The 17,543-nt window shown below is 58.1% G+C and carries 1 protein-coding gene; it reads right to left on the bottom strand.

From position 1 onward, the window contains the following. Positions 1-119: 119 nt before the first annotated feature. Positions 120-17,543, bottom strand: a 17,424-nt coding sequence (locus FS767_RS12955) for an immunoglobulin-like domain-containing protein (protein ID WP_144966037.1), incomplete at its 5' end; no start/stop codon positions are given.

The raw sequence follows: 17,543 nt of genomic DNA, 5'->3' as shown, positions 1-17,543 counted from the left end.
GTGGATGCGGCGCGAAAGTATGCGCTGTGGGAGTGCGTGGCGGGAAGGCCTGCCCAGGCAGTTGCGCCAGGTCAAGGCATACCGGGGCAACCTTTTACGGTTGCCCCGGTGATGGGCCATCAGCTGTCTTTGTTGTGGATGATGATGGTCGGGTCGGCACCGCTGATCAACGAGTTGATCGTCTGGTTGGACCAGTTCACACCTTCAAGCTTGATGGTGACGTCAGCATTGGCCAGCCCGCCATCGGTGTTGAGCTTGCCTTCGCTGCTGACCTGCAGCGTCGTGGTGCCCTCCACGGTCGACAGCTTGAGGTAGTTGTCGATGGTGCTGCCTTTCTCGCCTTGCAACAGGTCCTTGAGGTCGATGCGGTCACCTTCGGAGCGGTTGAAGTCCTTGATGACGTCATTGCCATAATCGCCGGCCTTCCAGACGAAGGTATCGGCACCGCTGCCGCCGATCAGGATGTCGTTACCCGGGCCGCCGATGAGTGTGTCGTTGCCTGAGCCACCCAACAGGATGTCATTGCCTTTGCCGCCATCGAGGATGTCGTTACCGCCCTGACCGAACAGGATGTCGTTACCGTTGCCGCCCGACAGGATGTCGTTGCCGCCGTTGGGCCCGGAAATATCGAACTCGGTGTAGTGCTCAGCGATGTATTGGTGGACATTACTAGTCGTGACAGCACTGGCATCTACCCCTGTTTTCTGGGCGACATACGTTTGCAAGGCTTGATAGCCCTCGCTGACAACACCGTTCAAGGTAATCAAGTCACCAAAGATGATGTCGTTGCCATTTCCACCGTCGACAGTATCGGCACCAGGCAACGTCGCCTCAGTATGTCCAAGGATAGCGCTTGCCAGTTTGGATGGATCTATATTGATCTGCGGTTTGCCCGCCGTGTCGTACGGCTTGAGATCAGCGAGGCTGACCTCAGAATTCAATCCAATAGCCTGCACCTTACTCAGTCCAGGTACGGTAGAACTACCACCGAGCAACATGAAACTATCAGTTGTATTTGTGGCCGAATCGCTCCAATTAGTGGATGAATTCTTGCCAGTGCCGCCCAAACTGGACAACTCGTAGGTGCCATCCCCTTGGGCATGTATTGTCCCGATAGTGTTTGAGGAAATGGCAACAAGTGAACCCCAAAAATTGTAGCCGTACGTTGTGACTTTTAGTTGTCCAGCACTGTTTATGTCAACCCTGTGAGTTGAGTCAGCCCACTCACTGAACGTGGTACCAACCTTGTAGTTGTTAACATTAACAACCTCATCCAGCATTTTGCCATTCGTCCACAGTCGAGCATCGGTCTGCTCGCCACGCTGGTAAAAGGTCGGCTTACCATCGGTAATGAAGTACGTCAGATTCTCAGCGTTCGTGTTGCCCACCGCCATCTTGCTCTTGAAGAAGTTGGCTGTAGTTTTAAACGCATCCTCATAATTAGTACCGCCGCCGTAGTCGCCGCCTTGCATGGAATTCAGAACATTCTGAAGTTGGCTCAAAGCATCCGCGTCCGATAGATTGACGGCTATATTTTGGTTTACCTGAGTATCGAAATCTACCAGGAAGAGATTAACCGTTCCCGACGTGTCGGCCCCCACGCTCGCTTTGAGTGTCTTGAATACAGACTCCAGCTGTGTCTTCGCAGCAGCCACTGAGTCGTCGGTCATACTGCCGGAGCTGTCGACAATGAATGCAATATTGTAGTTTTTACCGGCCACCACGTTCAGGCCAGATACATCCGCCACGATGATGTCGTGACCTTCACTGCCATTCAGTACGTCGCTGCCCGATGTACCAACACTGGCTTTGTAAACGCCGCCATAAACCGTAACCGGAATACGGCCCACGGTGCTGGCGGAGTCACCCAGACTTTCAGTAGCAGTTGAAGTGACCGTTATGTCAAACGAGCCTTTGAAGTAGGCAGGGGGGGTAAGGGTCAAGCCACTGAGTTTCCACCCTGTTACGTTGATCGGCCCATCGCTGACTGTAGCCGTATGGCCTGCATTGTCAGTTACCACCGTTCCTTTTGGTAAGCCACCCAACGTCACTTTCAGCGTCTCGGAACCGTCGGTATCGGTCAGGGCAGTCGAGATACCGACCAGTTTCACCGTACCGTTCTCTTGGCCTTCGTTGAGCTTGTAGCCATCGTAGTAGGTTTGACCATTGACCGTGTGCACGTCGGACACGGTCAGGCCGGCGTTGGCCATCTCGGTCACGTTCTGATACATGCGGATGTTCGAGCTACTCAGGTCCACTGGGTTGCCAGCGCCCACCTGGATATTCAGGTCGTAGCTGCCCGGGCCGGACTGGTTGGCGTGGTAGACCTCGATCGGGTAGTAGCCGGTCGCCGTAGGCGTGAACGACCCCGTCACCTGGCCGCCGCCGCCCCACGTGGCCGTGACCACGGTCTTGCCACCGATATTGACCAGGAAGCTGTCGTCGGCAGTACCACTGAAGGTGTAGGTCTTGCCAGCTTCCAGGTAGATCAGGCCGGAGGTCTTCGAACCGCTGCCTCCATTCACGCTGCCGTCGGACTGGACGTTGGTGGTGGTGGCACTGGAGGTGGCGCTGCCGGAGTTGGCAAAGACCGTCTTCAGTGCATCACCGGTGATGCCATTGCCGTTGGTGCCCAGGTCCTTCAGGCTGGTCCACACTTCCTTGTTCAAGCCTTTGGACACTACATCGGCGCTGCCGATGGCCAGCGTCGGCATGTCTGCCACAGGGCTGATGTCGACCTTCATGGTCGTTTCGGTACCCAGGTTGGTCCCGTCGTTGGGCTTGTACTTGAACTGCGCGTAGTCAGCCTGCTGGTTGCCAACGCCGGTGCCACCGTAGCCATCAGCGCCGGACTGGTTGAGCAGCGGCACGAACTTCAGTTTGCTGGCGGCGATATCGGCCTGGCTGATCACCTGGCCGACAGTAACGTTGGTCCAGCTGCTGCCGTTGAAGTACTTGAGGCTGCCTGCAGCCGGCAGCGAGGTGATGGTCACGGCCAGACCGGTATTGCCATCCGGGTCGGTGACCTTGAAGTCACCCCAGGCGAATACGTAGTCGGTGTCTTCCACGCCATACACGGCACCGCCTTGAGATACCGGCAGGTTGTCGTTGTCGAGGATGGCGGTGGTGACGCTGCCTTTGCTGCCGTTTACCTGCAGGTTCTCGAAGTTGCCACCGGTGGCGCTTTCGATCTTGACCGTGAAGTTCTCGGTGCCTTCGACCAGCTTGTCGTCGATCGTCGGCACATCGAAGGTCACGCCGGAGCTGTTGGCCGGGATTTTCACGGTGGTGACACCCGTGAAGTCTTCGCCGTTCTTGGCCGTGCCCGAGTAGCTGAGGGTCACAGTTACTTCGGACTGGGACGGGTTGCTCAACGTTAAGGTGTAGTGCGCCGTCTCGCCTTCGGTGAGCGAGGTGGTGCCACTGATACCGACGGTGGTCACGTCGCCCTGGCCGCTCGGCTCGTCGGTCACGGTCGTGGTCACGGCAGTCTTGCTGCCCACCAGGCTCTCGAACTGCTTGTCACCGGCAACGCTGATGTCGGTGATGGCCTTGGTGATTGCAGGCTGGCCACCGACGTACACGTCATCCGGCGCATTGATGCTGACCGTACCGCTTGCGGAACCCGCCGCAATGAACACTTGCGTGCCACCGGTCAGGGTCACGGTCACGCCGCCGTGGCCTGTCACAGGCAGGCTGGTGTCTTCACTGACCAGCGTCACGGTGTAGGTGATCTTGCCACCCTCGACGACGGTGGTGTTATCCACAGCCAGCACAGCAGTGACCTTGCTGATGGTGTCAGTGATGTTGACCGAGGCAGGCGCGCCCAGCACCAGGTTCTCGAACTTGGCGTTTGGTACTTCGGCCTTGGTGATGCCGATCTCCAGCTTGCCCTCGTCCTTGAACACGTCATCACCCTGAGCTGGCGCGACGTAGGACTTGCTGGTCTCCCCGGCCTTGAACACAACGGTGGCGTTGTTGCTCAGGGTGACGGTGAGGTCTTTGTCCAGCACGCGGTTCAAGGTCAGGGTGAACAGAGGCGGCGTGGCTTCATTGACCGAGGCCTGGTTGGCCACGATGTTGACCAGTACCAGGTCACCCTGGCCGGCCGGCTCATCGGTCACCGCGGTGGTGACCGTGTTCTTGCTCGCCACCAGGTTCTCGAACTGCTTGTCACCGGCGACGGTGAGGTCAGTGATGGCCTTGGTGATTGCAGGCTGGCCACCGACATACACGTCGTCCGGCGCATTGATGGTAACGGTGCCGCTGGCAGAACCGGCGGCGATGAACAACTGGGTGCCGCCGGTCAGGGTGACGGTCACGCCACCATGGCCGGTGACCGGCAGGTTGTTGTCTTCACTGACCAAGGTCACGGTGTAGGTGATCTTGCCGCCTTCAGCCACAGTGGTGTTATCCACAGCCAGCACAGCGGTGACCTTGCTGATGGTGTCGGTGATGTTGACCGAGGCAGGAGCACCCAGCACCAGGTTCTCGAACTTGGCGTTCGGCACCTCGGCCTTGGCGATGCCGATCTCCAGCTTGCCCTCGTCCTTGAACACGTCATCGCCCTGCGCCGCGGCGGTGTAGGTCTTGGTCATCTCGCCAGCCTTGAACACAACGGTAGCGTTGTTGCTCAGGGTGACGGTCAGGTCCTTGTCCAGCGCACGGTTCAGGCTCAGGGTGAAGGTCGGCGCAGTGGCTTCGTTGACCGACACTTGGTCTGCAGCGATGTTCACCTGCACCAGGTCGCCCTGACCAGCCGGCTCGTCGGTGACGGTGGTCGTGACTGCCACCTTGCTGGCCACCAGGTTCTCGAACTGCTTGTCACCGGCAACGGTGATATCCGTGATGGCCTTGGTGATTGCAGGCTGGCCGCCGACGTACACGTCGTCCGGCGCATTAATGGTGACGGTGCCGCTGGCAGACCCGGCGGCGATGAACACCTGGGTGCCGCCGGTCAGGGTGACGGTCACGCCACCATGGCCGGTGACCGGCAGGTTGTTGTCTTCACTGACCAAGGTCACGGTGTAGGTGATCTTGCCGCCTTCAGCCACAGTGGTGTTATCCACAGCCAGCACAGCGGTGACCTTGCTGATGGTGTCGGTGATGTTGACCGAGGCAGGAGCACCCAGCACCAGGTTCTCGAACTTGGCGTTCGGCACCTCGGCCTTGGCGATGCCGATCTCCAGCTTGCCCTCGTCCTTGAACACGTCGTCGCCCTGCGCCGCGGCGGTGTAGGTCTTGGTCATCTCGCCAGCCTTGAACACAACGGTAGCGTTGTTGCTCAGGGTGACAGTCAGGTCCTTGTCCAACGCACGGTTCAGGCTCAGGGTGAAGGTTGGGGCCGTGGCTTCGTTGACCGACGCTTGATCCGCAACGATGTTCACCTGCACCAGGTCGCCCTGGCCAGCAGGTTCGTCAGTCACGGTGGTGGTCACTGGCGACTTGTTGGCCACCAGGTTCTCGAACTGCTTGTCACCGGCCACACTGATATCCGTGATGGCTTTGGTGATTGCAGGCTGGCCGCCGACGTATACGTCATCCGGTGCGTTGATGCTGACGGTACCGCTGGCAGACCCGGCGGCGATGAACACCTGCGTGCCACCGGTCAGGGTGACGGTCACGCCACCATGGCCGGTCACTGGCAGGTTGTTGTCTTCGCTGACCAAGGTCACGGTGTAGGTGATCTTGCCGCCTTCGGTCACGGTGGTGTTATCCACAGCCAGTACCGCAGTAACCTTGCTGATCGTGTCGGTAACGTTGACCGAAGCCGGGCCGCCAATGACCAGGTTCTCGAAGGTGGCGTTCGGCACCTCTGCCTTGACGATGCCGACCTCGATCTTGCCTTCGTCCTTGAACACGTCATCGCCCTGCGCAGCGGCGGTGTAGGTCTTGGTCATCTCGCCAGCCTTGAACACAACGGTAGCGTTGTTGCTCAGGGTAACGGTCAGGTCCTTGTCCAGTGCACGGTTCAGGCTCAGGGTGAAGGTCGGTGCCGTGGCTTCGTTCACCGACACCTGGTTGGCGACGATATTGACCTGCACCAGGTCGCCCTGGCCGGCAGGTTCGTCGTGCACGGTGGTGGTGACCGGCGACTTGTCCGCCACCAGGTTTTCGAATTGCTTGGCGCCTGCGACCGTGATGTCGGTAATCGACTTGGTGACCGCAGGCTGGCCGCCCACGTACACGTCATCCGGGGCATTGATGGTGACGGTACCCGTGGCAGAGCCAGCGGCGATGAACACCTGGGTGCCACCGGTCAAGGTAACGGTCACGCCGCCGTGGCCAGTCACCGGCAGGTCGCTGTCTTCGCTGATCAAGGTCACGGTGTAGGTGATCTTCCCGCCTTCGACAACCGAGGTGTTATCCACAGCCAGCACAGCCGTGACTTTGCTGATGGTGTCGGTGACATCGACCGATGCAGGTGCGCCTAGCACCAGGTTCTCGAAGGTAGCGTTCGGCACTTCGGCCTTGACGATGCCGATCTGGATCTTGCCTTCGTCCTTGAAGACGTCATCACCCTGGGCAGGTGCGACATAGGACTTGCTGGTCTCGCCGGCCTTGAACACAACAGTGGCGTTGTTGCTCAGGGTGACGGTGAGATCCTTGTCCAGCACGCGGTTCAGGGTCAGGGTGAACAGGGGTGGCGTGGCCTCGTTGACCGAGACCTGATTGGCCACGATGTTAACCAGAACCAGATCACCCTGGTTGTCATTGCCTGGCGTACCCGAGCCTGGCTCGTCGGTGACTGCGGTGCTGACCGGGGTCTTGTCCAAGGTCAGCTGCTCGAATTTCCAGACATCCGGACCGCTGACCGCCGCGATCGACTTGACGACCGGGTCGTTGGCGCCGATGTAGACGTTGTCAGGTGCGATGACGGTGACCGAGCCGGTCGTACCATTGGCCGGGATGGTGATGGTGGTTTTGCCATCGTCCAGGGTGAAGGTCAGCGCGCCGTGCTTGTCGATTGGCAGGCCGTCCTTGTTGGTCAGGGTCACGGTGTAGGTGATCTGACCGCCTTCGGCCACGGAGTCGGTCGCAGTCAGTTTCGCGACTACTTCATCGATGGTGTCGGTGACTTTGACCGACGCCTCGTTACCCAGTTGCAGGTTCTCGAAGGTGCGACCGCCAGCGTCGGCTGCCGACTTGATGCCCAGGCTGATTTCACCCGAGTCTTTGTAAACGTCGTCGCCTTGCGCTGCGTGGGTGTACTGGGCGCTGGTTTCGCCGGCCTTGATAGTGACCTTCTCGTTGTTGCTCAGGGTCACGACCAGATCATTGGCCAGTGCGGTATTCACGTGCACAGTGAACGTCGGCTTGACGTTCTCGGCGACAGAGGTCTGGTCGGCCGTGATGGTCACGTGGACCAGGTCGCCCTGGTTGCCAGTGCCAGGGACTCCCGAGCCTGGCTCGTCGGTAACTTGGGTGGTGACAGGCGTTTTGTCGAGCGTCAGCTGCTCGAACTTGCCAACATCTGCGCCGGCAACCGAGGCGATCGATTTGACGACCGGGTCATTCGCACCGACATAGACGTTGTCAGGCGCTGTGACGGTAACCGAACCGGTAGTGCCGTTGGCTGGGATGGTGATGACGGTCTTGCCATCGTCCAGCGTGAAGGTCAGCGCGCCATGCTTGTCGATTGGCAGGCCATCTTTGTTGGTCAGCGTCACGGTGTAAGTGATCTGACCGCCTTCGGTGACCGAATCGGTAGCGGTGAGCTTGGCTACAACTTCGTCGATGGTGTCGGTGACTTTCACCGAGGCATCGTTACCCAGCTGCAGGTTTTCGAAGGTGCGGCCGCCAGCGTCTGCTGCCGACTTGATGCCCAAGCTGATTTCGCCCGAGTCTTTGTAGACGTCGTCGCCTTGAGCGGCATGCTCGTAGGAAACAGCGGTCTGGCCGGCTTTGATAGTGACTTGAGCGTTGTTGCTCAGGGTCACGACCAGGTCGTTGGCCAGGGCCTTGTTGATCTGCACGGTGAACGTTGGTTTGACGTTCTCGGCTACGGAAGTCTGGTCGGCAGTGATTGTCACCTGGACCAAATCACCTTGGTTACCGGTGCCTGGCGTACCCGAACCTGGCTCGTCAGTGACAGCAGTGCTAACCGGAGTAGTGTCCAAGGTCAGCTTTTCGAACTTACCAACATCAGCACCAGTGACGGTCGCAATAGCCTTGACCACTGGGTCGTTCGCGCCGACGTAAACGTTGTTCGGGGCAGTTACGGTGACAGAACCAGTGGTGCCGTTGGCAGGGATGGTGATGGTGGTCTTGCCATCGTCCAGCGTGAAGGTCAGCGCGCCGTGTTTGTCGATCGGCAAGCCGTCTTTGTTGGTCAGGGTCACGGTGTACGTGATCTGACCGCCTTCGGTGACCGAATCGGTGGCGGTGAGCTTGGCTACAACTTCGTCGATGGTATCGGTCACTTTGACCGAAGCATCGTTACCCAGCTGCAGGTTCTCGAAGGTGCGACCGCCAGCGTCTGCTGCCGACTTGATGCCCAGGCTGATTTCGCCCGAGTCTTTGTAGACGTCGTCGCCTTGAGCGGCATGCTCATAGGAAACAGCAGTCTGGCCGGCTTTGATGGTGACTTGAGCGTTGTTGCTCAGAGTAACGACCAGGTCGTTGGCCAGGGCTTTGTTGATCTGGACGGTGAACGTCGGTTTGACGTCCTCGGCAACAGAGGTCTGGTCAGCCGTAATGGTGACCAACACCAAGTCGCCTTGGTTACCCGTGCCTGGGGTGCCCGAACCTGGCTCGTCGGTAACTTCGGTGCTGACTTGGGTTTTATCCAGCGTCAGTTGCTCGAACTTCCAGGCATCCGCACCGCTGACCGATTCGATCGAGTTCACGACGGCAGGGTTCGTGCCCACATAAACGTTGTCCGGCGCAGTAGCGGTGGCCGAACCTACGGTGCTGTTGGCAGGAACCACCACGGTGGTGCCGTCTTTCAGGTGGAAGTACAGCTCAGCGTGGTTGTTGATCGGCAGACCGTCTTTGTTGGTCAGCGTCACGGTGTAGGTGATCTCGCCACCTTCGGCAACCGAAGTGGTCGCGGTCAACTTAGCCACGACTTCATCGATGGTGTCGGTCACTTTGACCGAAGCATCATTACCCAGCTGCAGGTTCTCGAAGGTACGGCCGCCAGCATCGGCTGCCGACTTGATGCCCAAGCTGATTTCGCCGGAGTCTTTGTAGACGTCGTCGCCTTGTGCCGCGTGGGTGTACTGAGCGCTGGTTTCGCCGGCCTTGATGGTGACCTTTTCATTGTTGCTCAGGGTCACGACCAAGTCGTTGGCCAGTGCTTTGTTGATCTGAACGGTGAACGTCGGCTTGACGTTTTCAGCAACAGAAGTCTGATCCGCCGCAATGGTGACCAGAACTTGGTTGCCCTGGTTGTCCGTGCCTGGAGTACCCGAGCCTGGCTCGTCGGTAACTTGGGTGCTGACTGGAGTCTTGTCCAGCGTCAGTAGCTCGAACTTGCCAACATCTGCGCCAGTGACGGAGGCGATCGATTTCACAACCGGATCGTTGGCACCGACGTAGTCGTTGTCTGGCGCGGTCACAGTGACCGAACCGGTAGTGCCGTTGGCTGGGATAGTGATGGTGGTCTTGCCATCATCCAGCGTGAAGGTCAGCGCACCATGCTTGTCGATCGGCAAGCCGTCTTTGTTGGTCAGGGTCACGGTGTAAGTGATCTGGCCACCTTCGGTAACCGAGTCAGTAGCAGTCAGCTTGGCTACAACTTCGTCGATGGTGTCAGTCACTTTGACCGAGGCATCGTTACCCAGCTGCAGGTTTTCGAAGGTACGACCGCCAGCATCGGCTGCCGACTTGATGCCCAGGCTGATTTCGCCCGAGTCTTTATAAACGTCGTCGCCTTGCGCTGCGTGCTCGTAGGAAACAGCAGTCTGGCCGGCTTTGATGGTGACTTGAGCATTGTTGCTCAGGGTCACGACCAGGTCGTTGGCCAGGGCTTTGTTGATCTGAACGGTGAACGTTGGTTTAACGTTCTCGGCAACAGAAGTTTGGTCGGCCGTAATGGTGACCAACACCTGGTTGCCCTGGTTGCCCGTGCCTGGAGTACCCGAGCCTGGCTCGTCGGTAACCTGGGTGCTGACCGGCGTTTTGTCCAAAGTGAGCTGTTCAAACTTGCCAACGTCTGCACCGGCAACGGAGGCGATCGATTTCACGACCGGATCGTTAGCACCGACATAGTCGTTGTCAGGCGCGGTCACAGTAACCGAACCGGTAGTGCCGTTGGCTGGGATGGTGATGACGGTCTTGCCGTCGTCCAGCGTGAAGGTCAGCGCACCGTGTTTGTCGATCGGCAAGCCATCTTTGTTGGTCAGGGTCACGGTGTAGGTGATCTGACCGCCTTCGGTAACCGAGTCAGTAGCAGTCAGCTTGGCCACGACTTCGTCGATGGTATCGGTGACTTTCACCGAGGCATCGTTACCCAGCTGCAGATTTTCGAAGGTGCGACCGCCAGCGTCTGCTGCCGACTTGATGCCCAAGCTGATTTCGCCCGAGTCTTTGTAAACGTCGTCGCCTTGCGCCGCGTGCTCGTAGGAAACAGCGGTCTGGCCGGCTTTGATGGTGACTTGAGCGTTGTTGCTCAGGGTCACTACCAAATCGTTGGCCAGCGCTTTGTTGATCTGGACGATGAACGTTGGTTTAACGTTCTCGGCTACGGAAGTCTGGTCGGCAGTGATTGTCACCTGGACCAAATCACCTTCGTTACCGGTACCTGGCGTACCCGAACCTGGCTCGTCAGTGACAGCAGTGCTAACCGGAGTAGTGTCCAAGGTCAGCTTTTCGAACTTACCAACATCAGCACCAGTGACGGTCGCAATAGCCTTGACCACTGGGTCGTTCGCGCCGACGTAAACGTTGTTCGGGGCAGTTACGGTGACAGAACCAGTGGTGCCGTTCGCCGGGATGGTGATGGTGGTCTTGCCATCATCCAGTGTGAAGGTCAGCGCGCCATGCTTGTCGATCGGCAAGCCATCTTTGTTGGTCAGGGTCACGGTGTAAGTGATCTGACCGCCTTCGGTAACCGAATCGGTGGCGGTGAGCTTGGCTACAACTTCGTCGATGGTATCGGTGACTTTCACCGAGGCCTCGCCGCCCAGTTGCAGGTTTTCGAACGTGCGACCGCCAGCGTCTGCTGCCGACTTGATGCCCAAGCTGATTTCGCCGGAGTCTTTGTAGACGTCGTCACCTTGTGCCGCGTGGGTGTACTGAGCGCTGGTTTCGCCGGCCTTGATGGTAACCTTTTCATTGTTGCTCAGGGTCACGACCAGGTCGTTAGCCAGGGCTTTGTTGATCTGAACGGTGAACGTCGGCTTAACGTTTTCAGCAACAGAAGTCTGGTCAGCGGTGATGGTGACCAGCACTTGGTCGCCTTGGTTGCCAGTGCCAGGAGTACCCGAACCTGGCTCGTCGGTAACTTGGGTGCTGACCGGCGTTTTGTCCAAAGTGAGCTGTTCAAACTTGCCAACGTCTGCACCGGCAACGGAGGCGATCGATTTCACGACCGGATCGTTAGCACCGACGTAGTCGTTGTCTGGCGCTGTAACGGTTACCGAACCGGTAGTGCCGTTGGCTGGGATGGTGATGACGGTCTTGCCGTCGTCCAGCGTGAAGGTCAGCGCGCCATGCTTGTTGATCGGCAAGCCATCTTTGTTGGTCAGAGTCACGGTGTAGGTGATCTGACCGCCTTCGGTGACGGAATCGGTGGCGGTGAGCTTGGCTACAACTTCGTCGATGGTATCGGTCACTTTGACCGAGGCATCGTTGCCCAACTGCAGATTTTCGAACGTGCGGCCGCCAGCGTCTGCTGCCGACTTGATACCCAGGCTGATTTCACCCGAGTCTTTGTAAACGTCGTCGCCCTGCGCTGCGTGCTCGTAGGAAACAGCAGTCTGGCCGGCCTTGATGGTGACTTGAGCGTTGTTGCTCAGGGTCACGACCAAGTCGTTGGCCAGGGCCTTGTTGATCTGAACAGTGAACGTTGGCTTAACGTTTTCAGCAACAGAAGTCTGGTCGGCAGTGATGGTGACCAGAACTTGGTCGCCCTGGTTGCCAGTGCCCGGAGTGCCCGAACCTGGCTCGTCGATAACTTGAGTGCTGACTGGCGTCTTGTCCAGAGTCAGTTGCTCGAACTTGCCAACATCAGCGCCAGCAACACTGGCGATCGATTTAACGACCGGGTCGTTGGCACCGACGTAGTCGTTGTCTGGTGCGGTCACAGTGACCGAACCGGTAGTGCCGTTGGCCGGGATGGTGATGACAGTCTTGCCGTCGTCCAGCGTGAAGGTCAGCGCGCCGTGCTTGTCGATTGGCAGGCCATCTTTGTTGGTCAGGGTCACAGTGTAAGTGATCTGACCGCCTTCGGTGACCGAATCGGTAGCGGTGAGCTTGGCTACAACTTCGTCGATGGTGTCGGTGACTTTCACCGATGCATCGTTACCCAGCTGCAGGTTTTCGAAGGTGCGGCCGCCAGCGTCTGCTGCCGACTTGATGCCCAAGCTGATTTCGCCCGAGTCTTTGTAGACGTCGTCGCCTTGAGCGGCATGCTCGTAGGAAACAGCGGTCTGGCCGGCTTTGATGGTGACCTGAGCGTTGTTGCTCAGGGTCACGACCAGGTCGTTGGCCAGGGCCTTGTTGATCTGAACAGTGAACGTTGGCTTAACGTTTTCAGCAACAGAAGTCTGGTCGGCAGTGATGGTGACCAGAACTTGGTCGCCCTGGTTGCCAGTGCCCGGAGTGCCCGAACCTGGCTCGTCGATAACTTGAGTGCTGACTGGCGTCTTGTCCAGAGTCAGTTGCTCGAACTTGCCAACATCAGCGCCAGCAACACTGGCGATCGATTTAACGACCGGATCGTTAGCACCGACATAGTCGTTGTCTGGCGCGGTTACAGTGATCGAACCAGTAGTGCCGTTGGCTGGGATAGTGATGACAGTCTTGCCATCATCCAGTGTGAAGGTCAGCGCGCCATGCTTGTCGATCGGCAAGCCATCTTTGTTGGTCAGAGTCACGGTATAGGTGATCTGACCGCCTTCAGTGACCGAGTCGGTTGCAGTGAGCTTGGCTACAACTTCGTCGATGGTGTCAGTCACTTTGACCGAGGCATCGTTGCCCAACTGCAGATTTTCGAACGTGCGGCCGCCAGCGTCTGCTGCCGACTTGATACCCAAGCTGATTTCGCCCGAGTCTTTGTAGACATCGTCGCCTTGAGCGGCATGTTCGTAGGAAACAGCGGTCTGGCCGGCTTTGATGGTGACTTGAGCATTGTTGCTCAGGGTCACGACCAAGTCGTTAGCTAGGGCTTTGTTGATCTGCACGGTAAACGTTGGTTTGACGTTCTCGGCAACAGAAGTTTGGTCGGCAGTGATGGTGACCAGAACTTGGTCGCCCTGGTTGCCAGTGCCCGGAGTGCCCGAACCTGGCTCGTCGGTAACTTGGGTGCTGACTGGAGTCTTGTCCAGCGTCAGTTGCTCGAACTTGCCAACATCTGCGCCAGTGACGGAGGCGATCGATTTCACGACCGGATCGTTAGCACCGACATAATCGTTGTCTGGCGCGGTTACAGTGACCGAACCGGTAGTGCCGTTGGCTGGGATGGTGATGACGGTCTTGCCGTCGTCCAGCGTGAAGGTCAGCGCACCGTGTTTGTCGATCGGCAAGCCGTCTTTGTTGGTCAGGGTCACGGTGTAAGTGATCTGACCGCCTTCGGTGACCGAGTCGGTAGCGGTGAGCTTGGCTACAACTTCGTCGATGGTATCGGTGACTTTCACCGAGGCCTCGCCGCCCAGCTGCAGGTTTTCGAAGGTACGGCCGCCAGCGTCCGCTGCCGACTTGATGCCCAAGCTGATTTCGCCGGAGTCTTTGTAGACATCGTCGCCCTGTGCTGCGTGTTCGTAGGAAACAGCAGTCTGACCGGCTTTGATGGTGACTTGAGCGTTGTTGCTCAGGGTCACGACCAGGTCGTTGGCCAGAGCCTTGTTGATCTGAACGGTGAACGTCGGCTTAACGTTTTCAGCAACAGAAGTCTGGTCAGCGGTGATGGTGACCAGCACTTGGTCGCCTTGGTTGCCTGTACCTGGAGTGCCCGAACCTGGTTCGTCGGTCACGACGGTGCTGACCGGAGTCTTGTCCAGAGTGAGCTGTTCAAACTTGCCAACGTCTGCACCGGCAACGGAGGCGATCGATTTAACGACCGGATCGTTAGCACCGACATAGTCGTTGTCTGGCGCGGTCACAGTGACCGAACCGGTAGTGCCGTTGGCCGGGATGGTGATGACAGTCTTGCCATCGTCCAGCGTGAAGGTCAGCGCGCCATGCTTGTCGATCGGCAAGCCATCTTTGTTGGTCAGGGTCACGGTGTAGGTGATCTGACCACCTTCGGTAACCGAATCGGTGGCGGTGAGCTTGGCTACAACTTCGTCGATGGTATCGGTGACTTTCACCGAGGCCTCGCCGCCCAGCTGCAGGTTTTCGAAGGTACGGCCGCCAGCGTCCGCTGCCAACTTGATGCCCAGGCTGATTTCGCCGGAGTCTTTGTAAACGTCGTCGCCTTGCGCTGCGTGCTCGTAGGAAACAGCAGTCTGACCAGCCTTGATGGTGACTTGAGCGTTGTTGCTCAGGGTCACGACCAGGTCGTTAGCCAGGGCTTTGTTGATCTGGACGGTGAACGTCGGCTTGATGTTTTCAGCAACAGAAGTCTGATCCGCCGCAATGGTGACCAGAACTTGGTCGCCCTGGTTGCCAGTGCCCGGAGTGCCCGAACCTGGCTCGTCGGTAACCTGGGTGCTGACCGGCGTTTTGTCCAAAGTGAGCTGTTCAAACTTGCCAACGTCTGCACCGGCAACGGAGGCGATCGATTTAACGACCGGATCGTTAGCACCGACATAGTCGTTGTCAGGCGCGGTCACAGTAACCGAACCGGTAGTGCCGTTGGCTGGGATGGTGATGACGGTCTTGCCGTCGTCCAGCGTGAAGGTCAGCGCACCGTGTTTGTCGATCGGCAAGCCATCTTTGTTGGTCAGGGTCACGGTGTAGGTGATCTGCCCACCTTCGGTGACGGAATCGGTGGCGGTGAGCTTGGCTACAACTTCGTCGATGGTATCGGTGACTTTCACCGAGGCCTCGCCGCCCAGCTGCAGATTTTCGAAGGTGCGACCGCCAGCATCGGCTGCCGACTTGATGCCCAGGCTGATTTCGCCGGAGTCTTTATAAACGTCGTCGCCCTGCGCTGCGTGCTCGTAGGAAACAGCAGTCTGGCCGGCTTTGATGGTGACTTGAGCATTGTTGCTCAGGGTCACGACCAGGTCGTTAGCCAGGGCTTTGTTGATCTGGACGGTGAACGTTGGTTTAACGTTCTCGGCTACGGAAGTCTGGTCAGCAGTGATTGTCACCTGGACCAAATCACCTTGGTTACCGGTGCCTGGAGTACCCGAGCCTGGCTCGTCGGTAACTTGGGTGCTGACTGGAGTCTTGTCCAGCGTCAGTTGCTCGAACTTGCCAACATCTGCGCCAGTGACGGAGGCGATCGATTTCACGACCGGATCGTTAGCACCGACATAGTCGTTGTCTGGCGCGGTTACAGTGACCGAACCGGTAGTGCCGTTGGCTGGGATGGTGATGACGGTCTTGCCGTCGTCCAGCGTGAAGGTCAGCGCACCGTGTTTGTCGATCGGCAAGCCGTCTTTGTTGGTCAGGGTCACGGTATAGGTGATCTGACCGCCTTCGGTGACCGAATCGGTAGCAGTCAGCTTGGCCACGACTTCGTCGATGGTGTCGGTGACTTTGACCGAGGCATCATTGCCCAACTGCAGATTTTCGAAGGTGCGACCGCCAGCGTCTGCTGCCGACTTGATGCCCAGGCTGATTTCGCCAGAGTCTTTATAAACGTCGTCGCCTTGCGCCGCGTGCTCGTAGGAAACAGCAGTCTGGCCGGCTTTGATGGTGACTTGAGCATTGTTGCTCAGGGTCACGACCAGGTCGTTGGCCAGGGCCTTGTTGATCTGCACGGTGAACGTTGGTTTGACGTTCTCGGCTACGGAAGTCTGGTCGGCAGTGATTGTCACCTGGACCAAATCACCTTGGTTACCGGTGCCTGGCGTGCCCGAACCTGGCTCGTCAGTGACAGCAGTGCTAACCGGAGTAGTGTCCAAGGTCAGCTTTTCGAACTTACCAACATCAGCACCAGTGACGGTCGCAATAGCCTTGACCACTGGGTCGTTCGCGCCGACGTAAACGTTGTTCGGGGCAGTTACGGTGACAGAACCAGTGGTGCCGTTCGCCGGGATGGTGATGGTGGTCTTGCCATCGTCCAGCGTGAAGGTCAGCGCGCCGTGTTTGTCGATCGGCAAGCCGTCTTTGTTGGTCAGGGTCACGGTGTAAGTGATCTGACCGCCTTCGGTAACCGAATCAGTCGCGGTGAGCTTGGCTACAACTTCGTCGATGGTATCGGTGACTTTCACCGAGGCCTCGCCGCCCAGTTGCAGGTTTTCGAACGTGCGGCCGCCAGCGTCTGCTGCCGACTTGATACCCAGGCTGATTTCGCCCGAGTCTTTGTAGACGTCGTCACCTTGTGCCGCGTGGGTGTACTGAGCGCTGGTTTCGCCGGCCTTGATGGTGACCTTTTCATTGTTGCTCAGAGTCACGACTAGGTCGTTAGCCAGGGCTTTGTTGATCTGGACGGTGAACGTTGGTTTAACGTTCTCGGCAACAGATGTCTGGTCAGCGGTGATGGTGACCAGCACTTGGTCGCCCTGGTTGCCCGTGCCTGGAGTACCCGAGCCTGGCTCGTCGCTAACTTGGGTGCTGACTGGAGTCTTGTCCAGCGTCAGTTGCTCGAACTTGCCAACATCTGCGCCAGTGACGGAGGCGATCGATTTCACGACCGGATCGTTAGCACCGACATAGTCGTTGTCTGGCGCGGTTACAGTGACCGAACCGGTAGTGCCGTTGGCTGGGATGGTGATGACGGTCTTGCCGTCGTCCAGCGTGAAGGTCAGAGCACCGTGTTTGTCGATCGGCAAGCCGTCTTTGTTGGTCAGGGTCACGGTGTAGGTGATCTGACCACCTTCGGTGACCGAATCGGTGGCGGTGAGCTTGGCTACAACTTCGTCGATGGTATCGGTCACTTTGACCGAAGCATCGTTGCCCAGTTGCAGATTTTCGAAAGTACGACCGCCTGCATCGGCTGCCGATTTGATACCTAGGCTGATTTCGCCCGAGTCTTTGTAGACGTCGTCGCCTTGAGCGGCATGCTCATAGGAAACAGCAGTCTGGCCGGCTTTGATGGTGACTTGAGCGTTGTTGCTCAGAGTAACGACCAGGTCGTTGGCCAGAGCCTTGTTGATCTGAACAGTGAACGTCGGCTTGACGTTCTCAGCAACGGAGTTCTGGTCAGCAGTAATAGTGACCAGCACCAAATCGCCTTGGTTACCCGTCCCCGGGGTACCCGAACCTGGCTCGTCGGTAACTTCGGTGCTGACCTGGGTTTTATCCAGCGTCAGTTGCTCGAACTT

The sequence above is a fragment of the Pseudomonas sp. DE0010 genome, assembly GCF_007680745.1.
In the GTDB taxonomy this organism is placed as follows: Bacteria; Pseudomonadota; Gammaproteobacteria; order Pseudomonadales; family Pseudomonadaceae; genus Aquipseudomonas; species Aquipseudomonas parafulva_B.
Note: the sequence above shows the minus strand (reverse complement) of the source record. Positions and strands in the feature narration are given on the sequence as shown.